Raw genomic sequence first — 24,081 nt, forward strand, 5'->3', positions numbered from 1 at the left:
CCCCTTTTTTACGGCCTACGGTCTGCAGATACTCCACCTGAACTATGTTTGGATGCAGATTCTCGCTGCCGTGGTGGGGGTCAGCAACATGTTGGGTATGCCCCTATGGGGTTTTCTGGCCGATCGGTTCGGCAACAAGCCGATTCTCATTTTGAACGTTGTGGGCGTTTTCACCTTGCCCTTCTTTTGGATTCCCACAAGCCCTCAGCACCTGGTTTCGTCCCTCATTCTGCTGCTATTAAACAGCTTAGGCAGTGGTCTGTTTTGGGCGGGCGTGGGGTTAACGCAGTTCAATCTCATTATTGCCTGCAGTCCTCCGCAACGCACGGCCACCTATGCCGCCACGCTCTCTGCAGTTACGGGGCTTATCGGGGGCATCGCTCCCATGGTGGGGGGCATTCTATTGCAGATGCTTGCCGGCATTCATCTCTCGCTATTTGGGCTGACCATCATTAACTATCACCTGCTTTTTGCCTTAGCGGCTGTCATGCGTTTGGCTGCGCTGCCATTTCTTCGCCCTTTGGAGGATAGGGGCGCCGTATCGGCCACGAAAGTGCTGCAAGATTTGGGCCGCTCTGGCTTACGCCAGTGGCGCTATATTCGCACTTTACAAAGGGCTGCCGAAGAGGAGGCACGAAGACGAGCGGCCGAAGGCCTTACCGAAAAAGGCAGTCACCTCGCCATAGAGGAGCTAGGAAAAGCCTTAAGCGACCCCAGCCGCGCGGTGCGTGCTGAGGCCGCCCGCGCTTTGGGAGAGACGGCAGACACGAGTGCGGTTGATCTGCTTTTGAAAGCGCTTGAGGATGTCGGCACCGACATCATCGGCGAGATCGCTCAGGCCTTGGGCAAGCTGGGCGACAGGCGCGCCAATCCTACGCTGATCGCAATGCTGGAAAGCCCAAAGGAGGCGTTTTCCGAAAGCGACCGCTTAGCGTTGGTGCGCGCGCTAGGCAAGCTGGGCGGGGCCGATGCGGTGGAGGCGCTTATCCGTCTATTTTCAACGGTCGAGAACGGACAGTTGCCGGAAGCCCTTGCGTTGGCTTTAGGGGAAACAGGTGCGGCACAAGCCGTACAGCCGCTAGGCGAACGGTTACAGCAACTGCCTGTCGGGCATCCGTTACGAAGGGCGATTGTGCGGGCTTTGGGAGATATAGGGGAGAGAAGTGCGCTGCCTTTCCTGCGTTCTCTGCTCGAGCAGGTGGATACGGAACCATCTCTCGTTCCTATTCTTGCCGATGCGCTGGTACGTTTAGGAGATGCAGAATCGGCCTTCGCGCTTGCCACTCGGCTTGCACGCCTTCCCTCACCTGTGGCGCGTCGGCAGGTGGCCCATGCCGTGGGGCGTCTTTTGAACGTGGGGGATTGTGTGTACGGCCTGTTGTCGCAAGCCGAACGCGAGGGTGAAGCGGTGCTGCTAAAAGCGGCCTCCGAGTTGCCACGGAACTTTCCTATTGCCGACGTCGAGGCCGCCTTGCTTCACAACGATCATGCAACCGCACTTAATCTCCTTCTTACCAGGCCGCGCCCCCCTTCAAAAGCCCGCGGAAAATCGGAAAGGCGTGTTCTGCTTGCCTTCCTTGAAAAAGCCCATACCCTGCCACCTACTGCGGAGTTGGTGACGATTGTTCTGTGCGCGCTTCGCGCCCTTTATGGCAAAGGGGTGGAGAGCTAAAGCACGCTCTCCAGCAGCATTTGGCTACGAAGGTCAAGCGCGCGAATATCGGGTATTTCAAACCGATTGCCGTCTACATCTATCAGTTGCAGATGGGTTGGAGAGAACCAGTGCACATTCTCCTGCAGGCTTTGTGTTACGAACTCACGCTCTCCGCGATCGGTATAGACCAACCAGTAGGTGGCTCCATACTCCACGCGCACGTTCAGGATGCGCTTCACATAAGCGGTAAGATAGCGCCTCCTTAGCTCCGTCTGTACGGCCTGCCAGGAATCGGGTGGTAGGTCATGAGGGTTTTCGAGCATGACGATCTCCTCGCCCTTGCCATCGAGGAGGCAGAGATAGCGCCCCGGGTGCGAGAGAGGGGCCGCCCATACCGGCCTCACGGTGATGTAGGAGCGCTCCTCATCTACAGTCAGCCGCAGCCGGTCGGCCGGAGCGTAAAACAGTTTGAGGTCTATGGCCTTTGGGGTTTGGCGTTCCATGTTTGCCTCCTATACCATGCCGATCTCGATGATTTGGGTTACTTGCGACTGCGTTTGCACCAGCTTGTAGAACACGCCCTGACGCTCCATCAGTTCGGCATGTGTTCCCGTCTCAACGATCTCGCCTTTTTCAAGCACGATGAGCCGGTCGGCATTGCGCAGCGTGGAGAGGCGATGGGCGATGGCAAAGGTCGTGCGGCCTTTCACCAAGCGCTGCAAGGCCTCTTGAATCTGCTTTTCCGTCTCCACATCCACTGAGGAGGTGGCCTCATCGAGAATAAGGATGCGGGGGTCGTGAAGGATGGCTCGGGCAATAGCGATGCGCTGTCGCTCGCCACCCGAGATTTTGGTTCCTCTCTCTCCGATCACGGTGTCGTAGCCATCCGGTTTCGCGAGAATGAATTGATGGGCGTTAGCCGCCTTTGCAGCCTCCACTATCTCTTCAAAGCGGGCATCCGGGCGCCCGTAGGAGATGTTTTCGGCGATGGTGCCGTGGAAGAGGAAAGGCTCTTGGGGAACGATGCCGATTTGGCGCCTAAGGTCTTCTAGGGCGATCTCGCGATAGTCTATGCCATCTATGCGGATGACGCCCGCATCCGGCTCGTAAAAACGGCAGATGAGGTTGATGGTGGTGGATTTTCCTGCCCCGGATTTGCCCACCAGACCGATCATCTCGCCCGGCTTGGCAGTGAAGGTAAGCCCTTTTAATACCGGGTTCGACTTGTCGTAACCGAAGCGCACATCGCAGAACGCCACCTCACCCACGATCTCATGGCGAATGCCACCTCGCGCGTGCGGTTCCGGCTCGGCGTCTATTACCTCGAAGATGCGCTCTGCGCCCGCCATGGCGCGTGTGAACCACTGATTGAGATCGCCGAACCACATGAGTGGGCCGTAGACAAGCCCCAACAGGGAGTTCACCATTACGAAGTTGCCCAGAGACATCTGTCCACGATAGACCATCCAGCCCCCGTAAACCCAGTTGATCAGCCCACCGGAGGCGATGAAGAACGTCATCGCGCCGAATACCGTGTACCAGCGGGTATCGGCCTGTATGCCTGCATCGCGAAGCTCTCTATTGCGTGCCTGAAATTTGGCAAACTCGGTGTTCTCGCGCGTGAACGCCTTTACGATGCGGATGCCGGAGATCGACTCGTTGAGGTGTGTATGGAAGCGCGCCCATTTTTGCCCCACGCGAAAGAACATCTGGCTGATCGGTTTCCAAAAGGCAGCGCTTAGGATGACCACGATCGGCATCGGAGCCAGAATCGCGAGGGTGAGGCGCCAGTTAATCCAAAACAGCACGCAGGCGATGCCCATCAGCATAAGCGCATTGGCGATGAGGAAGGGCATGCCATCTACCAAAAACCCCCAGATGCGATCGGTGTCTTGCGTGATGCGGCTAACAATAGCCCCCACCTGCTTCTTATCAAAGTAGCTCACCTGCAGAAACTCCACGGCGCGATAGACCGCGGCGCGCAGGTCGGCGGCGATATGCCCCGCAAGATAGGCGATGAGGCGCCCGTTAAGAATCTGCACCAATGTGGCTGCCACAACGACCCCAAGCCAGATGCCGGCCATCTCCAACAGGAAGATGTAGTTGCGATGGGTGCTGAACACATGGTCAATGATGAGCGCCTGCAGCTTGGGCGGCACAAGATTAAGCGTGGTGGTAAGAACCCCAAGCAAGGCAAGGCCAACCGCCTGCAGACGGTAAGGACGAAGATAGCCGGCCACACGGCGTAGGGTGCGTCCGCGGTGAATGCAGGCCGGGCAGATTCCATCTACCTCTGGAAGCAGGCGCCCGCATTTTGCGCAGCGCAATCGCTTCTGCTCAAGGTTGATCTGCAGGGGTTCCCCACGTGCAAGCTGTTCGATGCCCCGTGCGGCTTCCGAAAAGCGAGAGGCCAACGTAAGCGAGTAGGTGATGATGGGAATGATCTCCCCGCCCTGGGTGGTGATCTCCAGTTGCCCGCCGCCGACGAGCGGCTCGTTGCGGGCGCTTTTAATTTCGGCCACCGGAATGTGGAATGAGACGACACCGTCGCTCTCCCGCACACGTACCTCGGTGGCGGTGACTTCCAAAAACCGTTTTCCGAACTGCCCATCGGCGGCGAAGTCGCTCTCTAGATGGATCAGCAGTCGTTCTTGCGGCGTATCCTCGCTCTCAACGGTTTCTGTTGTTTCCCCCTTCAACATCTCTGTCTCCTTTCGGCAGCGCGGGCCACGGCGGAGGGGCGCTGGGTGCTTTGTGTTACGGAATACCCGACGGCCATTAAGTAGTCTTTTGTCTACTTAATACAGGCGATATTATGGCAAATCGGGTTATTAAAAGTCAAGGGCTTCTGCTGCTAAGATGTTCCCCTCTTGCTATATCGGTTGTAAGGGGCGATTTCGTAAAAGGCTTGAACTTAAGGCAGTCCTCTTGTCGGGCTATGTTTGGGAGGAAGTGGGCAGGAAAGGAGAGAGCGCCTAACGAATAGAAACACCGATATGAGCAGCCAGAGTCGTCCGCCTCACAGGATAAGCCGCCGCGAATGGTTGCAGCAGGTAGGTTGGAGCGCTATGACGCTCGTCATGACCTGTGGAGGAGCGGCCTCTGCTTTGTCGAAGACGCAACCACAAAAGGAGAACGCTATGGAGGGGCGCGTACCTCTATTTTTAGATACCGACATCGGTTCCGACATTGATGACGCCGTGGCTTTGGCCTATCTGTTATGCCATCCACGGTGTGAGTTGCTGGGCATTACCACGGTTACCGGGGAGCCGGACAAGCGTGCGAGTTTGGCCGATGCCATCTGCAGGGCGGCCGGGCGCAACGAGGTGCCGATACATGTGGGGGCACACTTGCCCTTTCTCGGCAGTCAGCGCCAACCGGAGGCCCCACAGGCGGAGGCGCTCGGTCGTTGGCCTCATCGCAGCTTTTCGCGCGAGAATACGGCGGTGGCGTTTTTACGGGAGACGATTCGCAAGCATCCCGGCGAAATCACACTGCTTACCATAGGGCCTCTCACCAACATCGCCCTGCTCTTTGCCTTAGACCCCGAAATTCCCGCCATGCTCAAGCAGTTGGTGATGATGGGCGGGCGCTTCTTTCCCGACGAGCAAGGCCGTATAGGAGCCGAATGGAATATTGTCTGTGATGCCTGGTCGGCTGCACGGGTGTTTACCTCGGAGGTGCCGCGGCTACTGGCAGTGGGGCTAGATGTAACCCTGCGTTGCCGTATGCCGGCGGCTGAATGCAAGGAGCGCTTCCATGCGATCGGAGGCCCTCTGAAGCCGGTAGCGGATATGGCCGAGGTTTGGTTTCGTCATGCCGACTCCATTACCTTTCACGATCCGCTTGCTGCGGCGGTGGTGTTTGAACCAACGCTGTGTCGCTTTGAGCCTGCCGACTATGTAAAGGTGAAGCTCGGCAACGACGATTCGTTCGGGGAGACATCCATAAAGCCCTCCGGCCTGAACTCGCCCATTCAGGTGGCAGCCGACGTAAACCCCGATGCGTTCTTCACCCACTACTTCGATGTAGTGGCGCATTACCGGCACCCCTGAGACCAAAAAAGCGGGGGTGTGAAAAATTTCACACCCCTTTTGTGAAATAGGTCACAGCGCGTTTGCGGCGAGATGGCGTATCTTATAACTGCATTCACGCATTGCCTTCTCCAGGCACGCGGATGCACTTCACAATCCATCCGTGCAGACGCTGCTCTTAGGGTATCGGGGTTTGGCCCTTCTTCCGATACCCACTTTTTTTGCCTACTTATTGAAAAGCGGCACGAGGCTCTCGTAGAGCGCATTCGGCACGGTGCGTAACGTGCCCACGGCGGCTTCCAGCGGCGCCACCACGATGTCGTTACCGCGTAAGGCCACCATTTTGCCGAAGTCACGTTCATACACACACTGTGCCGCCCGCACACCCAGACGCGAAGCCAGCACTCGGTCGAAAGCGCTCGGCGCTCCGCCCCGCTGAATATGGCCGGTAACGGCGGAACGAGTCTCCAAACCGGTGCGCTTTTCGATCTCCTTGGCGACCCATTCGCCTACGTTGCGTTCCCCGAGAATTACATGTCCAAACGCATCTACCTTGGTCTCTTTATGCCCCTCTTCCGGCAGCTCCACACCCTCTGAGGCCACCACAAGGGCATAGCCTTTACGTGCGTAAGCACGCTGAACCTGTGCGCAAAGCGCTTCGATGTCCAGGGGTACCTCCGGCAGCAGGATGTAGTCGGCCCCACCGGCCACTCCCGTGTACAAGGCTACCCAGCCTGCATGGCGCCCCATAACCTCCAGCACGATAACCCGGCTGTGCGAGCGCGCCGTATCGCGCAAGCGGTCGAGGGCCTCCACATTTACCTGCACGGCGCTATCAAAACCGAAGGTATAGTCTGTCTCACTCAAATCGTTGTCCATGGTCTTGGGAACGCCCACCGTGTTAATACCATCCTTATAAAGCTTGCTGGCAACGCCGAGCGTGTCTTCGCCACCGAGAGCCACGATGGCGTCGAAACCGTGCTTTTGGATGGTTGTTTTCACGGCCTGAAGTTGGGCGGGGTCTTTATAAGGGTTGGTGCGCGAGGAGCGCAGCACCGTGCCTCCTTTGTAGATCAGTTCTTCGACATCACCCACACTGAGTGGCTCTTTGTCTACAAGGTCGTTTACCAAGCCTTTCCACCCTTCGCGGATGCCATAGACAGCAAACCCATAGTCGAGCGCTTTCATCACGAAACCGCGGATCGCCGGGTTCAGCCCCGGACAGTCGCCACCACCGGTTAAGATACCAACTTTCATTGTAGGCCGGCCTCCTTCTAAGTTTTTTCTCGTCCTAAGCGATAAATACAGCCACTGCTTCGGCCTACGCATAGCCAATACTAGAGGAGAGGCTATGCGATTTCGAAGAGGGCTTCTATTTGAAGTTTACCTCACAGCTTGCACCAAAAGCTTCTATTTCTCTATTTATGCTACAGAAAATCTTCTGACGCATCTCTCGCCAAGCCGTATCTATACCTGAATACGCCTCGGCAATCGAGAGGCAGGAGAAGAGCATTTCGAAGCAGAAATAGTACTTGTTTCCCTTGAGAAGAAAGGAGGTTCTTTGCATGAAACGCATGACCCGAAGGGACTTTTTAAGGCGCACGGGCGGTGGTCTAACCGCTTTGGGGCTTGCCGCACAGGCTCCTTCCGCCATGGCGCAGTCGCGCCTCGTCTCGCGGCGGGTTGCTGCCAACGATAAGATCGTAGTCGCCCTGATCGGCTGTGGAGGTATGGGCAACGTAGACCTGAGTTGGGCCATGGATGAGCCGGACGTGGAGGTGGCCGCTTTGTGCGATGTGGATGAGCACCATTTAAACGACACACTGCAGAACGTCATAAAGAAAAACCAGCAGCGTACCGCCAAAGATGGTCAAAATCGCCGGGCACCGGATACCTACAAAGACTTTCGGCGCGTGCTCGATCGCAAAGACATTGATGCCGTGCTGATCTGCACTCCAGATCACTGGCATGCGCTGCCGCTCATCTATGCCTGTGAAGCCGGCAAGGATGCCTACTGTGAGAAACCCATTAGCCACGACATACGCGAGGCGAAGGCGATGGCCGGCGCCGTGAAGCATTTTCAGCGCGTGGTTCAGGTGGGTACGTGGCAAAGGAGCACGCGCGAGTTTGTGAGTGCGGTGGCCTTTGTGCGTGCCGGCAAAATAGGACGCATTACCTCGGTGCGGGCATGGAAGACAGACGATGCCCGGATGGGCCATCACGTTTCTACCGGAGGCCCGCCTGCCTACTTCGACTACGATTTCTGGACGGGCCCGGCGCAGATGGTGCCCTATATTCCCGAATACACGCACTTCAACTGGCGTTGGTTCTATAACTACGCCTCCGGCGAGACGGGCGATTGGGGCGTGCACATGATGGACATTGGGCTGCTGGCCATGAGCAAGGATACCGACCTTGTGATGCCCGTAGAGGTCTGCGGTATGGGGGGCAAGCTCGCTTATCCGGATGATGACCGCACCACCCCTGATACGGTTTATGGCCTCATGCGGTTTAAAAACCCCGATTTTGTCATGATCTGGCGCACCGATCGCGATCATCCCGATCTGCCCGACCATGGCACGCAGTTCGTTGGAGAGCGGGGCGATACGGTAACCGTGTGGCGCGGCGGGTGGCGGGTGCGCGATGCACAGGGCAACGAGCTGCCCAAAGAGGAGGCCCCACCCACCAACAGCCATATGCGCAACTGGCTCGACTGCATCAAAACACGCGAACAGCCCCGCTCTAATCTCGCCTCTATGGCACAGACCACAATCGTGTGTCATCTTATCAATGCGTCTTACCTGGCCGGTGGGGAGACGGTGCACTGGGACAAGGAGCGTATGGACATCGTGGGGCGCGTTGGGCGGGATACGCAGTCGTATGAACGACCCTATCGTAGGCCGTGGAATCTGCCCATCTATTCGGGCTAAACTATAAACATCTACAAAACCTTAGAAAGGGAGAGACGTTCTTACCGGCGTCTCTCCCTCAACATATCCAGAGCTGTTCAACTCGTTGGCGCGGCCTATACCTATCTCTGTTCGGCGGTTGCCGGTAAGTGGGTATGGATGCGCAGAATGACAATAGACCAGGGTGGGCAGGTGTAGGTGAACCGATCAGAGATGTTAGGCACCGAATGCTCCACCGGCACCACCGCACGCGGGTTGGCAAAGCTGTTCTCGGCGCTTGGCGAGGAGGCGGTCATGACCCATGCCGAGCCACCCGTGACCACCGGTCCTACGCCATTAAGGCGTATATGCACATCGCGTGGTTCGCCTTTTAGGTTCACCATTTTGATGATCACGTCGCCCGTTTTGTTTTCCCTTGTTGTCACCACGCCGAGCGTCGGCAAGTTGGGCAGGCGAATATCGTACTCCAGCTTATTGTCGAGATAGCAGCGCACGCGATTGCCTTGCACCTGCACGCGCAGGTCGTACCAGCGGCCCGTTTCGATGTGGTTGGGCACATTATAGGCCAACTCGGTGCTTGCCCCACCCACGATCTCTTCGATGTTATCGTGCGTGTTACCCCAGCCCCCCACGTTCCACCAGTACCAGTTATCCTGATCGCGTACATGGAACATGATGAGAAAGCCCTCTTTCCCGCTCAGTTTCCGAGCGCGTAAGGAGAAGGTGTAGTCCGTCCAATTGGGGTCACCTCCCACGGCGCGCAGGTTGGTGCCCAGATCGGTCTGACGCGCCGTGCCATCGGCAATAGTCCATTGGCCGGTTTGCGGTGTAAGCGGAAACGCTCCGGGCGAATTTAACGTCCAAAGCACCTTATCTCCTTGGGTGACCTTCAGATCGGTGAATTCTGCCGATGTTGCCCATGTGGCCACACCGATTCCCCCTCGATTGAGCACCTCGTTGCTCGACGGCGGCTCTTCGACCGTGGTAGGCAGCACCACATCCCCTCGATTGCGCGAGAACATCCACTGTGCCCAGTAGGAGGGGATGCCGTAGGCATGAAGGCTATCGAAGAGGATGGCATCGGGGTTCCACACCATGTTGTTCACATTGGCGAAGAGGGGTGCATAGGAGGCCATTTTCACAACATCGGCGTTGCGTTCCATGGCCGTCATGAAGTAGGCCTCACCGAGCGCCGCATTGAGGTTGCCATGCCCGGCACCGTGTGTAACGGCAAACTCCCCGATGTAGATAGGGGTCGCGTTGCGGGGATAGTTATCAAGGGCTGCAGCTTGCCGCACGAAGAAGAGGGTTGAGGCGTAGTAGTGGTCATCCACCAGATCGGGGCGGCGACTTGTTACGCGGGTATCGGCGATGAGCTTCATGTAGGGATAGCGCGCTTTGATGGCGTCGTAGAACATGGCAAAGCGGGCATCATAATCGTCAAAGCCATCCTCATTGCCGATCTCGATATATTGCAAATGGAAGGGCGCCGGGTGGCCGTCCTTAGCCCGCTGCGCACCCCATTTGCTTGTTACCGGCCCGTTGGCGTATTCGATGGCATCGAGTGCGCTTTGAATATAGGGTTGAAGCTGTTCAAGAGGCACATTCTGCTTGTGGCTCATTCCACAGTTCACCACAAAAAGCGGTTCGGCGTGCATCTCTTCGCACCACTCCAGATACTCAAGGTAGCCCAAGCCGTTGTCGCACTGGTAGCCCCAAAGGTCATCGGTTGGGGTGCGATCCATCAGGGGGCCGATGGAGCCGCGCCAACGAAAGCGATGGGCGAGGATGTCGCCCTCCACAAAGCAGCCGCCTGGGAAACGCACAAAGGAGGGTTTTAGGTCGGCCACCATTTGGGCAAGGTCGGCCCTGAGGCCGTTGGTTTGATGATCGAAGGTATCGGTGGGGAAGAGAGAGACAAAGCGGAGCGCAAAGGTGGCCGGAGCCTGTGCGGTAATAGTTAGAAAAGCATGAGCTTCCTCTTTTGGGGAGCGGAAAAGGCACTCTAGCGTCTGATCGTTGTCGCGTGTTGTGAGGTTGGTGAAGCGATGTTCGGCCAGCACCGTTCCATCGGAAGCATGGAGCGCCACCAAAAGAGGGCCTGCAAGCCGAGAGCTGAGTTTCACAACGATCTGGCAGCGAAAGGTCTCTCCTTTATGCAGGCCGATGCCCCAATATCCGTCGTTGGCGACACCGCCCCAGGCATTCCCATCTGAGGTGCCACGTTCGACACGGACTTCAAGGTAGTGGGCGGCGCTTTGGGGGTTGGAAGTCGGCAGCAAGTTGAGATGAACTACCGCGCCGTTTTCCGTCCAAGGCGCCCAAGCGAGGGTGCCGTTGGTAAAGGCGCGATTTTGAATCTTCTCGGCGTAGAGCCCACCATCTCCGGCATGGTTGATCTCTTCAAAGAACACCCCATGTTGCAGGGGGCTAAGCGCAGGGCCGGGATGGCTTGCATCTACGGTAAGGGTAGGGGAATCGGCTCTTGCGGAGGGGGTGAAGAGGCCGATATGGAACAGAAAGAGAGCGGCAAGGGTGGCATAAAGCCGGCTTCGTTGCATGGTGTTAGCTCCTTAGGTAGAGGTCTTGAGAGACGCTTTTAATGATAACACCAAACCTTTGGTCTGTCAATAGACAACAAAAACGCTCTATCACCAGGAGCCGAAAATAGGGCTACGGGGATTCGAACCCCGGTTTGCGAGCTGAGAACCCGCTGTCCTGACCCCTAGACGATAGCCCCTCGATTAGGAACGTGGGCTATGATACCTACTGAAAGAGGGTTTTGTCAAGGAGGCTTTGGTGGCCCACCTTGCGCGATAGCTTTAGAGGCTGTGGGGAGGTCTGTAGGCCATATCCAAATATCCACAAAGCCATTGGCAGAGGGCTGTTGCTCAAGGGGCCTTCTCTCTTTGCATTTTGTTCCTGTTACCATCAAAAAATTTTTTTGCAACCTCTTGACAGGCGCATAAATCTTTGTCATCATCTTCTACAGATGTACCCTCCCGACGTCCACTCGACGCCTGGAACCGGTCCCCATCGGCAAAAGGGCTTGCATTGGGTGCCCCTCCATAACCCTTCCCGAAAGCCCGCTCTATCGTCATGGCCTCTTCTGAGGCCGAGTGGCTTCCCTTTATAGGAAAGCCGGCTTCTAAAATTAGCACCTGCTACTTCCCTCACCTAGCAGGGAAAGGAGAAACGACAGATGACACGCCGACCGGTTCGTTCGTTGGGAATGCGCCTGGCCAGTTTGGCCACAGCCGCCCTGTTCTCGTTGCAGATGGGGCTTGAGGCGCCTCTTATCGCCTTAGGGCAAGTTCGTGTATCGCCCCCCCATAAACCGCAATAAATCTCATTCCATGAAGCCTGTTCACACGGCTTTTGTCTCTCACTACCCCTACGATGTGTCTGCACGCTCTCGTTGTCGGAGCAGTCCACACGTAATGGGGGCTATACGGAAAGCTTTGGGTATGATGGGGTGGGTAACCCAACGACCTTTCGCGGGGTGGGGCAGACCTACAATGCAGACAACCAGAACGTGGCCAATACCTATGATGGAGACGGGAACCCGGTGGTGTATAAGGGGGTAGGGATGAGCTATGACCCGGAGAACCGGTTGATAGGTGTGGGCAGTAGTTGGTCAGCCGGTTACGATGGCGAAGGTTTGCGGGTCTGGAAGCAGGCGAACGGGGTACGCACCTACTATTTGAACGTCAACGATGTGCCCTTAGTGGAGTTGGATGGGCAGGGCAATGTGGTGGCGGTGAACACGTTTGGGGCAGATGGCCTCGTGTCACGGCATACGGGTAGTGGGGAGGTGTTTTATGTGTTTGACGGTTTGGGGAATGTATGTCAGCGTATGGATGGTTTAGGGAATGTGTTGAGTAGCTCGTTTTACGACGGTTATGGGCAGGGGGTTGGCCTGGTAAGTGGGGAGCCGTTCGGCTATGGAGGTCAGTGGGGTTACTACACAGATGGGGAGGTAGGTTTCACGTTGTTGGGTTTACGTTATTATGATGGGGGATGTGGTCGTTTTTTGACGCGGGACCCTTGGTTTGAGGTAAGTGACAACCTGTATCGGTACACAGAGAACAATCCGGTCAATCTCCATGACCCCACGGGGTTGTTTGCTTCTCCCCTATCACGTGGTGCCCCGAAGCCTCACAAACATTCCTGTCCTCCAGGTTTCCATGAAGTGCGTGTAACCTGCTATGGAGGAGATGGTGGGGGCAGTCCTGCTTACTCCTATCTGCCAGAATGCAAGAGGCTTAAATGTAACGGGTGGCCATCCTCTTGGCCACAACCTGGTATGTGTGCGATAGGTACCAAGGGACATCCGGATAATTGTAAACCAGGTGCTGAGGTTATCATCGAGACTTTGGATAACACGCCCCAAAAACGTAAGCAATGGTTTTGTAGAGTTTGTGATATTGGAAATTTTGGCCCAGGGCGCATAGATATCTATATCCCTGTTGGATATGATACGCAGTGCGGCAATCTTTGGAATACGCATGTTTATTGTGTGAAGTGCGTACCGAATAAGCCAGTGAAAGGTGAGTGAATCTTCAAGGATAAAGGAAAGGTAAGATAATGCCTCAGCGATGGAAAGTTCTCGTACTCACTTGGTTAAGTATAATTCTGCCGCTGCAGGGATGGGCTACGGTTCGGCCTAATCTCTACTACATTCCTCCCTCGCCCTGGCTTGATAACCATGGCCTTGTCTTTACCTTGCCCCCCGGATGGAAACTCGTTAAAGCCACCACCACAGGAAATACTCCCATCTCTCTACCCATCTCGCTTACAGGAAAAATTAGCGGTTATCCCTACTGGGATACAAGGGGCATCCTCCTTACCGTTAACAAGGCAAACGCATCCTCCAACTCCCGTCTTTTTCTTTCCATTACTTCGAGTTGGTATCTACGTAATGGCTTGAATTGGGAGGACTTTCGTCGCCATCCTTTTAGCACCCACTCTGGGCTGAAAGGATGGTGGATTACCGATGGACACTACAGCACGAAACAAAGTATTCTCTTTTCTGGTATCTATTTTTCCTGTCTTCTCAACCTCGATGTTCCCCCAAAACAGGGGCAGAGTGTTCTCTTTGACCACCCTTACTATCCCGTCATTCTCTTGGGTGTTCCGGAACCTGTTAAAGGCCTTAACGCCATTTTACGGCCTCCTACCCTGCAGGAGTTGGCGTTGCTTAAGTTCGTCGGAAGCAGCCTTCGTGAGGAGGCAAAACCTTCACCACCTCCCACATGGCTTTCTAAGCCTCCCATACCGGATACGGAAGGAACCTCCTACTACACTCCTCCTGTGGGATACTGGTTAGGCCGCCAAATCCGTCTGACGCTGCCTAAAGGCTGGGCTGTTGTCAAAGACACCGGGGGCTATGCGGAGGCTGGCGGGCCGGAAGGTGCTCAATCGGGATGGTTTAAGTCAGTACCACTCCTTCTCGTTCAGCCTAACCAGCCACATGTGAAGAAAGAGGAAAAGCTGCAAATAAGTCTTTGGGTCAGCAATGCGAGTTATCTAGCTAACGAGGGAAGGCAGGTCGGCAACATGTGGATTTATCCTTTCCACCCTGTAGGCGGATTGCCGGGTCTTGTAGACTATGCCGATGATGTCTCCGCGTTTTTTTACGTTGAGACTGGACGCTTCGACATCACAGATAATCCGTCTTTTCTCACAGTGGGCTGCCAACTGCCCCAATCTCCCAAGCTGGCTGCTGCCCTGCGACCCATTGCCCTCGCCCTCCTCTCCAGCGTTACCGTGATACCCCCCTCCAAACAGACCACCAAACCCAACCTCCCCTTCGACCCTGCTTTCCTCTACGACATCACCTTCGACCAGCCCTTCCATCCTAATCCCCTCCTCTACGCGGCCAACGGACGCCTCTATGCCTCCGCCACCTTCCATCGCTCCCAAAACCCCGGCTTTCTCTTCTCCCTCTCTCCAAACGGCACCGGCTTTCGTGTCCTCCACTCCTTCACTCCCCTCCAACCCGACTTCTCCAACCAAGACGGCGCCTTCCCCTTCGCCCCTCTCGCCCAAGATGCCCACCAACACCTCTTCGGCACCACCTCCACAGGAGGACCCGCCTGCGACGGTACCCTCTTCACCCTCCAAACCGATGGCTCCCACTTCCACCTCCTCCATGCCTTCTCCGGCCCCGATGGCGCCCTGCCCTATGCCGGTGTCCTCCCCACCCAAGACGGATGGCTCTACGGAGTGACGGAGGAAGGAGGGCCGTACGGCAAAGGGGTGGTGTATCGGATACGAGAGGATGGCACCGGCTTTCAGGTGTTGCATTCGTTTGGGGGGAGGGAGGGAGCCTATCCGTTGTTGGTGAAGTTGGTAGAGGGAGAGGGAGGTTGGTTGTATGGGGTGACGAGTGGTGGGGGTGTTTATGGGAATGGGGTGGTGTTTGGGATGAAGGTGGATGGGAGTGGATACCGGGTGTTGCATGAGTTTGGTGCGGAGGACGGTTTAGGGCGGAATGGGGATGGGAGCCATCCTTATTGTGGATTGGTGTTGGGTGTAGGGGGTTGGTTGTATGGGGTGACGTATGGAGGGGGTGTTTATGGGGCGGGAGTGGTGTTTGGGGTGAAGGCGGACGGAAGTGGTTATAGGGTTTTGCACGCATTGAAGGGAGGTGTGGAGGGTTCTCATGCGGTAGGGAGCTTGTTGTTATTGGGGGATAAGTTGTATGGGGTCTGTAGTGAGGGAGGGAGTTTAGGTGGGGGATGTGTGTTTGTGTTGGGTTTAGGTGGAGAGGGTTACAGGGTATTGCATAGTTTTGGGGTAGATAGGGAGGGCTGGACCGGTTTAGGTGGATTGGTGATGTTGAGTGGGGGTTGGTTGTATGGGGTGACAGAGGGAGGAGGGATTGGTGGGCAGGGGGTAGTGTATCGGCTCAGGGCGGATGGGAGTGGTTTTGGTGTCGTGTACGATTTTTGGAAGCGGTTAGGGCAGGTCTCTCAGAGATGAGTTTCTTTAGGAAAGGGCGGTATCAGGCAGAGCTGCAAAAAGAAGGATTCTTGAAAGCCGGTGGTGAACAAAAGCCAGGAATGCCGAGGAAAGCCCTCCGGCGTTCGCATCGAGTGCCAGAAAGTCCATCCTTACCCTGAAGGAGAGAGAAAAATGCCAGGACCCATTGTCGTGCTTACCGTAGATTGCACCTGTGCTCTCAATGGCAAATGCTATGTTTCCGGCATTGTGGAGGCCACCGAACAGGCCGTTGTCCCCTGCACGTGGCTGCTTGGTGTGAGTGAGCACGATCCCATGAGCAACGTGAAACTCTACCACAACGAATACCTACATCGCATTCCCGCTTGGCACGAGCTTGGGCTTTTCCTCAGTTTCGATACCGGCGCTTCCAACACTGTAGACCGTGGTGACCTCATCCGTGTGGGCAAAGACATCCTAAAACAGTTTTCCATAAAACCGACTGCGTTTCGCGCTGCCAACGGCGACTTGGAGGCCGGCGACATTAAAGCGTTAGAGGATATCGGAATCCTGATCGACTCGACCCCCGGCTCTAGCGCCGAGCTGCCCAAAGATACCCCTCGTTCCCCTTACCATCCTTCCTATACCCATCCTTATCAGAAGGGGGAGGCCAAACTGTGGATCGCTCCGGTAGCCCATGTGAACGGTGTGCGCGGCTATATTGACCAGGGCTTCGACGCGCTTAAATCCGTGATAGATGCCCACCTCACTCTCTCCGACATTTTGGTTTTGGGAATGACGGATTGCGTGGATAATCGGGAAAATCTCGTTCACGTGATCGCCTATCTTAAACAGAAAGGGGCTCGCTTCATTACGCTAACACAGCTTGTTTCCGAACTGTAGGCCATGGAAAACGATCGTGAAAAAAGGGTCGCCGTCGTTACCGGCGCAAGCAGCGGGATAGGGGCGGCGACGGCTGCGGCCCTGCATCGGGCCGGTTTTGCGCTCATTCTGGGCGCTCGACGTTTGGAAAAATTGCAGCAAGTGGGTGAGCCACTTGGCGCCCGCTGCTTCTACCTCGATGTAACCGACCTTCAAAGTATCCGTGAATTCTGCAGCCATGTAGAACAGGTTCACCTACTGGTTAACAACGCCGGAGGCGCTTTAGGGCTAGACCCAATCGAAACGGCAAAGGATGAGGATTGGGAACAGATGTTCCGCACCAACGTGCTCGGGTTGATGCGCATGACCCGCGAGCTGTTGCCAAAGCTTGAAGAAAGCGGTGCCGGGCATGTTATCAATATCGGCAGCATTGCCGGGCGCGAACCCTATCCGGGCGGTGCGGGCTACAATGCAGCGAAATTTGCCGTGCGTGCCATAACACAGGTTATGCGTATGGAGTGGCTTGGACGCCCCATTCGGGTTACCGAGATCGCTCCAGGGCTTGTGGAAACGGAGTTCAGCCTCGTGCGGTTTAAGGGCGATGTGGAACGCGCGGCACGGGTCTATCAGGGCCTTAAACCCCTAACGGCCGAGGATGTCGCCGATGCGGTAGTCTGGGCGGCAACGCGTCCACCCCATGTCAACATTGATGAGATCGTGCTGAAACCGCTTGATCAAGCTTCGGCCCTCATGGTAAAACGAAGAGACAGCGGAGGTCAGACCTAGCGCCTGTCACATCACGTGCGCTACGGCGTTTGAAGTAGTACTATTAACTACTCGCTCGGAAGATTCTTTGTGTAAGGAAACACGCTCATGAAAGTTCAAACACTGCTTCTACTCTGTCTCGCTCCCATCCTTTCCGCACCGCTCGCTTGGGCCGATCAGGGCATTGTGGCAACCCCCACAGTAGTTGTAAAGGGGCAGACTGTCAAGCTAGAGTGGTATATCACCGGCGATAAGGTGGTGCTTTCGGGAGGGCGATTCGGCAAAGGGGTGGTTGTTACAGGCAAAACACAGGTTACCGACCGTCCTCTTCACACAACGCGCTATGTTCTTGACGACTATTATCATGTAAACAACCCGCCCGGCTCCGGCAAACCGGCCGTTCAGAGGCTGCATACCCGCTATTCCGTGGTGGTGAAAGTGTTTACCATGCCGCCATTGGCGGTATATCGTGCCGGGAAGGATTGGACGGTGGATTATGTGAAAGGCTGGCAAGCCTATCCGATAAGAACACCGGACGGCGTTCCTCATGGTCTGGTCTTTTTTCAGCCTGAAGAGGATAGCATCGAGCGCCTAGGGGTCGCCATGTTGTCCGCATCGAACAAGACAGCCGAAACGCTGATGGAGGATGTCGAAGCCGATATCCCCCAGCACTATAAAAATATCAAAACGATCTCGCGCGACTCGATCACCTTTTGTGGAGAACCGGCAGTAAGGCTTGTCTTCGAGGCTACCGACCCGGCCGGCCGTCGCATCGAGTCGATTGTTCTCGCCTTTGTACATGATGGTATGGGCTACGTGGTGAGTGGACGCACCTCCGATGCGGCGTTCGATGTCCGTCGTCTCTTGCTAGATAAGCTCGTTGAGAGCTTTAGGCCGGGAGATCAAAAAACGGCCTATTCGGAAACCAGATAAGGCACGATCTTTATCGGTGTGGCGCGTTGCTGTCTGCTTCTACAGCCCCCCCGCCCCTCAAGGCCGACGCTGGGGTCCCCAGAAAATCTTGCGATTTTCTGGGGCAGGGCGTCCTTCCCCTCCCCCAATTTGGGAGAGGGGCACCTCGCGGTGGGCGTCCTCGCGGACGGCGCCTTTGCGGCCTGTGTCGTTTCCTTCATCACCTATCTCCCTGGCCGCTGCATTGCCGTGCGCTAGCACCTCCCGAATCGGGGGAAAGGCCGGGATAGGGGGCGAGCAAGATAGGCTTACTATGTTGACTGGCTCTAGAGCCGTGAGGGCATTGAAACTTAAGATTTCTCGCCTTCGGCTCGAAATGACAGGTGTTCATCTCACCTTCGGATCAAAAGGACAGTCGCATCATCGGCTCTTCAAGGCTCACGCCTTCCCCTCAGTGAGAATGAAGCGAGAAGACCTCTCAGCTTCACTTCGAGGTGACATGGGGCGCCGACACCCTTCCCCTCCGCACCGTTCCATCAAACCCAATCCTGGAGTTCCTAGAAAACAGCAAGATTTTCCGGAGCAGGGCGCTCCCTCCTAAGTTAGAATCGGCTTCCTATACCTGGTAGCTGGTATACTTTTAAGTATGTACGAGGCAGAGGAAACTCCATCTACTCCCTTCCTGAATCGCATTCTCCACGGGGATTGTCGCGATCTGTTGAGGCAGCTACCCGATGAGAGCATCGATCTCATCATTACCTCGCCGCCCTATGCCGATCAGCGTAAGGAGGTTTATGGTGGCATTCATCCTGACCACTACGTGGAATGGTTTCTTCCTATTGCGGCCGAGTTGAAGCGTGTTTTGAAACCGAGCGGTTCCTTTGTCTTGAACATTAAGGAGCGCGTGGTTGGCGGTGAACGCCACACCTATGTGCTAGAACTGATCCTTGCAATGCGCAAGCAGGGGTGGCTTTGGACGGAAGAGTATATCTGGCACAAAAAGAACTGTTATCCGGGCAAATGGCCTAATCGTTTTAGGGATGCATGGGAACGCCTCCTCCATTTTTCCAAGCAGCGCCAATTCAAAATGTTCCAGGAAGCTGTGATGGTGCCGACGGGGGATTGGAGACATGAGCGTCTCAAGAAGTTGGGGGAGAACGATCTCACCCGGTTCACCTCTCAGGTCGGTAGCGGTTTTGGCAAGCGGGTCGCCAACTGGATTGGGCGTCAGTTTGCTTATCCAGATAATGTGCTCCACATGGCCACCGAATGCTATAATCGCTACCATGCAGCCACGTTTCCGGTGGAACTGCCTACCTGGTTCATCAAGCTGTTTACCGAGGTGGGCGACGTGGTATTAGACCCTTTTATCGGCTCTGGCACAACGGCGGTTGCCTGTGTTCGTTTGGATCGCCGATATATCGGGATCGAAATTAAAGAGGAGTATGTGCGCCTAGCCCAGGAGCGCGTAGCCAAGGAGGCAGCGGAACCGAATCTGTACACGATAGGAGAGAGCGAGACCTTTTATGGATCCAAGTGAATTAGAGGACCTCGTTCGCAAGTGTCTCGATGAGTTCTATAGCAGGCGAATAGCCAATCTATCCCGGCTCCGCTTAAAAGAGGTTCTTAAACGCAAAAATCCCTATCTCATGCGTGCTATTGGTCTGCGAACAGCTGCTGAGTTAGTGGAATTTCTACCTTAAGCTGATGCGCCTGATGCGCGATTATCCCGATAAGCAGCGGGAACGCTATCAGCAAGAGTGGGCCAATGCGGTGAATCGTTTCACGCGCGATCTGTTAAACGACTTTGCGAACGCCGATGGCACATCAAATTGGGAGAAGATCGTGCAATTTAACTCGAAATGCGAATAGGTATGCAAAAGATTTTAGGGTGGCTGAGGTTGGGTTTGCTTTTTGGATTACCTTTTGAGGCTAAAATCGGGATGTCACCATAAAGTGACATCCCTCGGGTTTTCATGAAAGAAGAGACTAGATTCCGAAGCGGCTCGGTGTTGGAGCGATGCGCGGCAGAACATGTGCCACAGAGGCTGCCCACTGTTTCGCCAAGGCGGTCACACTCGTTCCTTCTGCGCGCGCATCTTGAGGTGTCACACGCATCAGAAGATAGCCGCGCACAAGCACTGCGTTGCCAACGGCCTTTACGTCGGAGGCGCTCAAGGGAGGGACTTGCGTGCGCGAGAGAATCTCAACGGTGCGTGCATCGAACAGTTCGGTGCGCATGATGGGTGTTAAACGCCCATCGCTTTGGGTGATATGCACGATCTCATAGCCGGAGATGGCCCACCAGGTAGGGGACTTGTCGGAGATTTCGGGAATGTTACCTACCGGCACCATACGCTGGGCATAGCAGGCCCCCGTGCCCATAGCCAACGCAAGGGCACCACACACCGTTGTCCACAGTGTCTTCTTCATTCGTCTACTCCTTTACTTGTGTAGTTTTTGAAATTGCCATTTTTATGACGGACAGGCTGTTGCGAATTGTTCCTGGAGAAGATGTCGCAACAGAACTGGATGTTGAGGTGGCTAAAAAGCGTCGTCTTCACGCTTCTGCCTATGCATTATAGCCCTTTCTCTGTAGAAAATCATTGGGCGTAGAGAACCATTGGCATGAAACTGCAGGTCTGTAGGGCCAGAGCCGTTCTGCGCAGGAGATAAAGGACGAAAACAAAAAGCTCTAGAGGCCGTTTGGTTGGAGGCCTCTAGAGCGCAGTCGGGCTTCAAAAACAACTATTTGCCGCCGTCGCTATCGCCGGTATCCACACAGACCATTTTCCAAACGAATGTGTGCGACCCAACGGGAACATCCAACGGCCCGCGATCGATGAGGGTGATGCTGCCCGATACTTTTCCGCCTTCTCGCCTGCCTTTCATATGCACGGAGACAGGATGACCGTTGTAGGTGCCCCGCGCGTAGATTTCTATCTCGCCGTTCTTTACGTGGGCGTTGCGGAAATCGGCTTGGAACAGCTCGCCATCGGGAAGGGTTATGTTGAGATCGCCGCTCACTACGCCGTTGTCGTCGCTCATATGCATGGTGAGGGCTTTGTTGCCGCAATACCCCTTCCACGTTCCGCTATAGCTTTTTGCGTTAACCGGGTTCGCCAGTTCGGGAGGGTTGGCAACGTTGGGCGGGTTTGGGTTGGGCTGTTGCGGATTTTGCTCTGGTGGGTTCTCTTCTCTACCACCGGCAACATAGTGCACCTCTTGGATGCCACACTTGGTGAGGAAATCGGGGCCGACCGGCGGAAGGTCGGGCGGGGTGATATGCTCTTTTCCCTGTTTCTCATCAATGTCTACAAGATGGTATCTCCCGTCCTTAAGGTGCTCTACAAACTCTTGCGTACCCAACTTGACGATATCGGCGAAGCCCACGGCGTTATCTCCACCGCGCAGGCCGGTTGTTTCCACCCCTATCAACTGACCGCTCTTTGGGAGTTTGATAACGGGGAAGCAGTGACTGGGAACGACCATGAGGTAGGCTTGTAGCCCCACCGCTTCGGCAAGCGAAGCGTAGAGAATGGCAAGGTCAATGCAGGTGCCCGATTTTGCCATTAAGGTGTCGCGCGGAAACTTGATGTCCTGAACGAACTGGGTGCCATCCAAAAAGCCAGAAGGGGTTTGGTAGACGATATTATTGGCGACTTCCGTGTCGTAGGCGGCCTTGAGCCAGGTGAGGGCGTCTTTGTCGCTGTTGGTAGCCGCCACCCCTCCAGCGGTGCTGCTGATCCAGCCGGCAAGCTGTTTTACCGGATCGTCTGTTTTGGTGACATAGGTGGCAATAAGGGGCATGTTGTTCGTCATGTCCATCCAGGCGCCGACGGGGTTCACCTGCTGTCGATCCGCGGCGGTGAGATAGGAAGAGACAATTTGGTTAATGCCCGTAATCGTAACAAGCTTGGTGTGGTCTTCCTCATACTCGTGTCCGGCTGCATCCTTATAAATGCAGCGAACGGTAAGATGCGCGGGGTTTTCGGTTTTGAAGGTCGCCACTTTTGAAGAGATAAGAGGATAGTAGCAGTCTACCACCGAGCCGCCGGGCAGAATAACGGAATAAGGCTCCGGCGTCCATTCATCGGCATACTCACCAAGACTGTAGTAGATTTTTACGTCGTACATAGGGGCGTTGCCGGTGTTGGTGACGACGGACTTGGCGACCCAATACCGTCCCCCTTCAAGGCTTGGATCCGCATAGATTTTGTAGACGCACGACATGATCTGTTCGTGGTAGATGAGGTTGTATTGAAGTTGTGGTTTACCGGAGTAGCGGGGCAGTGGAATATGATAGGTTAGCTTATTGCCCGCATCGAAGTGGACTTCACTTGCTCTGGATGGGAGGATATAGGTGCCGGTGCCGGTGGCCAACACCCCATTTGCTTCGACTTGAGAGAAAGTAGTATAGAGCTTGTTACCTACTTGGGTTACCAAGTTTTCCCCTTTTGTTAAGGAGATTTCCCACCGTTGATCACGACATACAGAAAACCCCAGAACTTCGCCGCTCATGTGGATAGCCTGGTTTGCGTCGTCTCCGGTGATCTTAACCGTGTTTCGGTTGACCTCCCAACTTGCGTGGTTGTTGGAGATGAGGTCGCGAAACAGAAGATAGAGGTCGGGATAGACCGTTTTAATAACATCATAATAAGACGGTGGGCTGAAGGTGATCGTTGCGTAGATGTGGGCGTTGCCGTTTTCGGCGATCTCGGCCTGAAACTTAAGGTTCATGGCTCGAGGTGGTTCCTGAGCCTTACACCGGGTCACCATTAACAAGGACAGTAGGGTGAACCCAATAGCGAGAATGCATCGTTGGGAACGGCAATAACGAGCGATGAGCTTGGTTATAGCTTGGCGTCGCATGTTTCTCTTCTCCTTATAAGGATTTGACCTCTCATAATATGAGGCCATTCAGGAACGCTATTGAGGAAAACACTATGTTAATATTTTACCATAAATGGCGTATCGTGGCTTATTTGAGAAATGAAAAAAGTCTCTGTGGAACCTTTTCACCGTTGAATACGTCTAGTAAGAGAAGATACTCGCACAGTGAAGTGACGAGTTCGAAAGGAGAGAAAACCTATGTATCGCATCCTGATGTTGGTCGTCGCTATAATCATAGCGATCGTGATCTGGAAGTTGGTAGTCGGCGTGCTTGCCGGTTTCGGAGGCATCCTTTTTCTCATCATTGAGGCCGTACTGCTGATATGGCTCATTTTCGAGGTCTATCGGCTGCTGACCGGTCGAAACGCAGGAACCCTCTAGTCTCCCGTTCTCCAGTTCTTCAAAAGCCACGGAACATCACAAATACAGGTGTCGTCCAACATGTAGACGCCTGTAAATAGAAGTATCGAGGCAAAAAGGAGAACACAATGTATCGCATACTGATGCTTATCGTCGCTATCGTGATCGCGGTAGTGATCTGGAAGCTGGTTGTCGGTGTGTTTGCGGGCTTAGGAGGCATCCTCTTCGTTATTATCGAGGCGGCGCTGCTTCTGTGGCTTATCTTCGAAATCTATCGTTTGCTAACCAACCGCAACACAGGAACCTACTAAAAGAACATTCCACCCCGCTAACACCTCCCATTGAGGACTGCGTTAGCGGGGTTTCTATTTCTCGAAGGGGCACGGTGTTATCAACGTCCCGCTTCAAAGCAGGGGTCGCTTGGTGTAACTTTATAAACAAGGAGGGCAGCTTTTATGAATGAGGATTTTATGAATGAGGAGCCGGTAAATCTACCTGAGCCAAGCCCATCGGCATCGGCCGAAGCCCGCGAAGAGCGCATGGCCGACCGGGAAGATGTGGTGAACGCTCGCGTAGAAGAGCCGGACATTCGTGAGAAAAAACCGTTTTGGAAGAGCCTCGGCCCCGGGCTAATTACCGGCGCTGCCGATAACGACCCGGCCGGCATAGGCACCTACTCGGTTGTGGGGGCGCAGTTCGGCTATAAGCTATTATGGCCCACCCTCCT

General features: G+C 55.1%; 20 protein-coding genes, 1 tRNA gene and 1 pseudogene. 15 read left to right on the top strand and 7 right to left on the bottom strand.

Features of this window, described 5'->3' with window-relative positions; genetic code table 11:
• A partial coding sequence (locus tag VKV29_RS07960; RefSeq protein ID WP_324200776.1) for an MFS transporter occupies positions 1 to 1,672 on the top strand: 1,672 nt, incomplete at its 5' end.
• Here the strand turns inward: VKV29_RS07960 and VKV29_RS07965 are convergent.
• A complete protein-coding gene (locus tag VKV29_RS07965) occupies positions 1,669 to 2,157 on the bottom strand; it encodes a DUF1854 domain-containing protein (protein WP_324200777.1) in 489 nt (162 codons plus the stop codon). The genes VKV29_RS07960 and VKV29_RS07965 overlap by 4 nt on opposite strands.
• Before the next feature lie 9 nt (positions 2,158 to 2,166).
• A complete protein-coding gene (locus VKV29_RS07970; RefSeq protein ID WP_324200778.1) occupies positions 2,167 to 4,356 on the bottom strand; it encodes an ABC transporter ATP-binding protein in 2,190 nt (729 codons plus the stop codon).
• Between the two features lie 294 nt (positions 4,357 to 4,650).
• Here VKV29_RS07970 and VKV29_RS07975 point away from each other — a divergent pair, with 294 nt between their 5' ends.
• Positions 4,651 to 5,709, top strand: coding sequence for a nucleoside hydrolase (locus VKV29_RS07975; protein ID WP_324200779.1), 1,059 nt, complete (start codon positions 4,651 to 4,653; stop codon positions 5,707 to 5,709).
• 204 nt (positions 5,710 to 5,913) lie between these two features.
• Here the strand turns inward: VKV29_RS07975 and VKV29_RS07980 are convergent, their stop codons facing one another.
• A complete protein-coding gene (locus tag VKV29_RS07980) occupies positions 5,914 to 6,945 on the bottom strand; it encodes an ATP-dependent 6-phosphofructokinase (protein ID WP_324200780.1) in 1,032 nt (343 codons plus the stop codon).
• A gap of 308 nt (positions 6,946 to 7,253) precedes the next feature.
• Between VKV29_RS07980 and VKV29_RS07985 the strand changes: the two genes are divergently transcribed.
• Positions 7,254 to 8,618 (top strand): Gfo/Idh/MocA family oxidoreductase, encoded by a 1,365-nt coding sequence (locus tag VKV29_RS07985; protein ID WP_324200781.1) that lies wholly within the window; start codon positions 7,254 to 7,256, stop codon positions 8,616 to 8,618.
• Between the two features lie 101 nt (positions 8,619 to 8,719).
• Here the strand turns inward: VKV29_RS07985 and VKV29_RS07990 are convergent, their stop codons facing one another.
• Together VKV29_RS07990 and VKV29_RS07995 are read right to left on the bottom strand one after the other, a co-directional pair.
• On the bottom strand, positions 8,720 to 11,158 hold the full coding sequence (locus VKV29_RS07990) for an alpha-L-arabinofuranosidase C-terminal domain-containing protein (RefSeq protein ID WP_324200782.1): 2,439 nt from the start codon (positions 11,156 to 11,158) through the stop codon (positions 8,720 to 8,722).
• A gap of 107 nt (positions 11,159 to 11,265) precedes the next feature.
• Positions 11,266 to 11,337: transfer RNA gene (locus VKV29_RS07995), tRNA-Glu, on the bottom strand.
• Positions 11,338 to 11,799: 462 nt separating this feature from the next.
• Here VKV29_RS07995 and VKV29_RS08000 point away from each other — a divergent pair.
• The 9 genes from VKV29_RS08000 to VKV29_RS08035 all read left to right on the top strand — a co-directional run bounded on the left by VKV29_RS08000 (position 11,800) and on the right by VKV29_RS08035 (position 19,973).
• Positions 11,800 to 11,943 carry a hypothetical protein gene (locus tag VKV29_RS08000; RefSeq protein ID WP_324200783.1) on the top strand — a complete coding sequence of 48 codons (144 nt, stop codon included), beginning with the start codon at positions 11,800 to 11,802 and terminating at the stop codon, positions 11,941 to 11,943.
• Positions 11,944 to 12,015: 72 nt separating this feature from the next.
• Positions 12,016 to 13,155 (top strand): RHS repeat-associated core domain-containing protein, encoded by a 1,140-nt coding sequence (locus tag VKV29_RS08005; protein WP_324200784.1) that lies wholly within the window; start codon positions 12,016 to 12,018, stop codon positions 13,153 to 13,155.
• Between the two features lie 29 nt (positions 13,156 to 13,184).
• Positions 13,185 to 15,584 (top strand): choice-of-anchor tandem repeat GloVer-containing protein, encoded by a 2,400-nt coding sequence (locus VKV29_RS08010; RefSeq protein ID WP_324200785.1) that lies wholly within the window; start codon positions 13,185 to 13,187, stop codon positions 15,582 to 15,584.
• Between the two features lie 153 nt (positions 15,585 to 15,737).
• Positions 15,738 to 16,445, top strand: a complete 708-nt coding sequence (locus VKV29_RS08015; RefSeq protein ID WP_324200786.1) for a hypothetical protein — start codon at positions 15,738 to 15,740, stop codon at positions 16,443 to 16,445.
• Between the two features lie 3 nt (positions 16,446 to 16,448).
• The gene (locus VKV29_RS08020) at positions 16,449 to 17,210 is read left to right on the top strand and encodes an SDR family NAD(P)-dependent oxidoreductase (protein ID WP_324200787.1); all 762 of its coding nucleotides are present in this window, start codon (positions 16,449 to 16,451) and stop codon (positions 17,208 to 17,210) included.
• An 87-nt stretch (positions 17,211 to 17,297) separates the two neighbouring features.
• Positions 17,298 to 18,122, top strand: a complete 825-nt coding sequence (locus VKV29_RS08025; RefSeq protein WP_324200788.1) for a hypothetical protein — start codon at positions 17,298 to 17,300, stop codon at positions 18,120 to 18,122.
• 625 nt (positions 18,123 to 18,747) lie between these two features.
• Positions 18,748 to 19,641, top strand: a complete 894-nt coding sequence (locus tag VKV29_RS08030) for a site-specific DNA-methyltransferase (protein WP_324200789.1) — start codon at positions 18,748 to 18,750, stop codon at positions 19,639 to 19,641.
• Positions 19,628 to 19,804: a PmeII family type II restriction endonuclease gene (locus VKV29_RS15285; protein ID WP_343217350.1), complete on the top strand. Its 177-nt coding sequence runs from the start codon at positions 19,628 to 19,630 to the stop codon at positions 19,802 to 19,804. Before VKV29_RS08030 ends, VKV29_RS15285 begins: the two co-directional genes overlap by 14 nt.
• A gap of 13 nt (positions 19,805 to 19,817) precedes the next feature.
• Positions 19,818 to 19,973, top strand: a complete 156-nt coding sequence (locus VKV29_RS08035; RefSeq protein WP_324200790.1) for a hypothetical protein — start codon at positions 19,818 to 19,820, stop codon at positions 19,971 to 19,973.
• Positions 19,974 to 20,090: 117 nt separating this feature from the next.
• Here VKV29_RS08035 and VKV29_RS08040 read toward each other — a convergent pair whose 3' ends face one another.
• Together VKV29_RS08040 and VKV29_RS08045 are read right to left on the bottom strand one after the other, a co-directional pair.
• A complete protein-coding gene (locus tag VKV29_RS08040) occupies positions 20,091 to 20,534 on the bottom strand; it encodes a hypothetical protein (RefSeq protein ID WP_324200791.1) in 444 nt (147 codons plus the stop codon).
• A 315-nt stretch (positions 20,535 to 20,849) separates the two neighbouring features.
• Positions 20,850 to 22,973, bottom strand: coding sequence for a hypothetical protein (locus VKV29_RS08045; protein ID WP_324200792.1), 2,124 nt, complete (start codon positions 22,971 to 22,973; stop codon positions 20,850 to 20,852).
• A gap of 219 nt (positions 22,974 to 23,192) precedes the next feature.
• Between VKV29_RS08045 and VKV29_RS08050 the strand changes: the two genes are divergently transcribed.
• The 3 genes and pseudogenes from VKV29_RS08050 to VKV29_RS08060 form a co-directional block, all read left to right on the top strand.
• On the top strand, positions 23,193 to 23,375 hold the full coding sequence (locus VKV29_RS08050) for a hypothetical protein (protein WP_324200793.1): 183 nt from the start codon (positions 23,193 to 23,195) through the stop codon (positions 23,373 to 23,375).
• 107 nt (positions 23,376 to 23,482) lie between these two features.
• Complete coding sequence (locus VKV29_RS08055) at positions 23,483 to 23,665, top strand: hypothetical protein (protein ID WP_324200794.1); 183 nt, start codon at positions 23,483 to 23,485, stop codon at positions 23,663 to 23,665.
• Positions 23,666 to 23,893: 228 nt separating this feature from the next.
• Positions 23,894 to 24,081, top strand: a pseudogene (locus tag VKV29_RS08060) (divalent metal cation transporter); the annotation flags it as partial.

Origin of the sequence: Chthonomonas sp., assembly GCF_035294165.1 — a bacterium.
In the GTDB taxonomy this organism is placed as follows: Bacteria; Armatimonadota; Chthonomonadetes; order Chthonomonadales; family Chthonomonadaceae; genus Chthonomonas.

Excerpts from the sequence above, each read along its gene's own strand:
- VKV29_RS07965 (WP_324200777.1), bottom strand. The coding sequence starts at position 2,157 with ATGGAACGCCAAACCCCAAAGGCCATAGACCTCAAACTGTTTTACGCT.
- VKV29_RS07970 (WP_324200778.1), bottom strand. The coding sequence starts at position 4,356 with ATGTTGAAGGGGGAAACAACAGAAACCGTTGAGAGCGAGGATACGCCG.
- VKV29_RS07975 (WP_324200779.1), top strand. The coding sequence starts at position 4,651 with ATGAGCAGCCAGAGTCGTCCGCCTCACAGGATAAGCCGCCGCGAATGG.
- VKV29_RS07980 (WP_324200780.1), bottom strand. The coding sequence starts at position 6,945 with ATGAAAGTTGGTATCTTAACCGGTGGTGGCGACTGTCCGGGGCTGAAC.
- VKV29_RS07985 (WP_324200781.1), top strand. The coding sequence starts at position 7,254 with ATGAAACGCATGACCCGAAGGGACTTTTTAAGGCGCACGGGCGGTGGT.
- VKV29_RS07990 (WP_324200782.1), bottom strand. The coding sequence starts at position 11,158 with ATGCAACGAAGCCGGCTTTATGCCACCCTTGCCGCTCTCTTTCTGTTC.
- VKV29_RS08000 (WP_324200783.1), top strand. The coding sequence starts at position 11,800 with ATGACACGCCGACCGGTTCGTTCGTTGGGAATGCGCCTGGCCAGTTTG.
- VKV29_RS08010 (WP_324200785.1), top strand. The coding sequence starts at position 13,185 with ATGCCTCAGCGATGGAAAGTTCTCGTACTCACTTGGTTAAGTATAATT.
- VKV29_RS08015 (WP_324200786.1), top strand. The coding sequence starts at position 15,738 with ATGCCAGGACCCATTGTCGTGCTTACCGTAGATTGCACCTGTGCTCTC.
- VKV29_RS08020 (WP_324200787.1), top strand. The coding sequence starts at position 16,449 with ATGGAAAACGATCGTGAAAAAAGGGTCGCCGTCGTTACCGGCGCAAGC.
- VKV29_RS08025 (WP_324200788.1), top strand. The coding sequence starts at position 17,298 with ATGAAAGTTCAAACACTGCTTCTACTCTGTCTCGCTCCCATCCTTTCC.
- VKV29_RS08030 (WP_324200789.1), top strand. The coding sequence starts at position 18,748 with ATGTACGAGGCAGAGGAAACTCCATCTACTCCCTTCCTGAATCGCATT.
- VKV29_RS15285 (WP_343217350.1), top strand. The coding sequence starts at position 19,628 with ATGGATCCAAGTGAATTAGAGGACCTCGTTCGCAAGTGTCTCGATGAG.
- VKV29_RS08035 (WP_324200790.1), top strand. The coding sequence starts at position 19,818 with ATGCGCGATTATCCCGATAAGCAGCGGGAACGCTATCAGCAAGAGTGG.
- VKV29_RS08040 (WP_324200791.1), bottom strand. The coding sequence starts at position 20,534 with ATGAAGAAGACACTGTGGACAACGGTGTGTGGTGCCCTTGCGTTGGCT.
- VKV29_RS08045 (WP_324200792.1), bottom strand. The coding sequence starts at position 22,973 with ATGCGACGCCAAGCTATAACCAAGCTCATCGCTCGTTATTGCCGTTCC.
- VKV29_RS08050 (WP_324200793.1), top strand. The coding sequence starts at position 23,193 with ATGTATCGCATCCTGATGTTGGTCGTCGCTATAATCATAGCGATCGTG.
- VKV29_RS08055 (WP_324200794.1), top strand. The coding sequence starts at position 23,483 with ATGTATCGCATACTGATGCTTATCGTCGCTATCGTGATCGCGGTAGTG.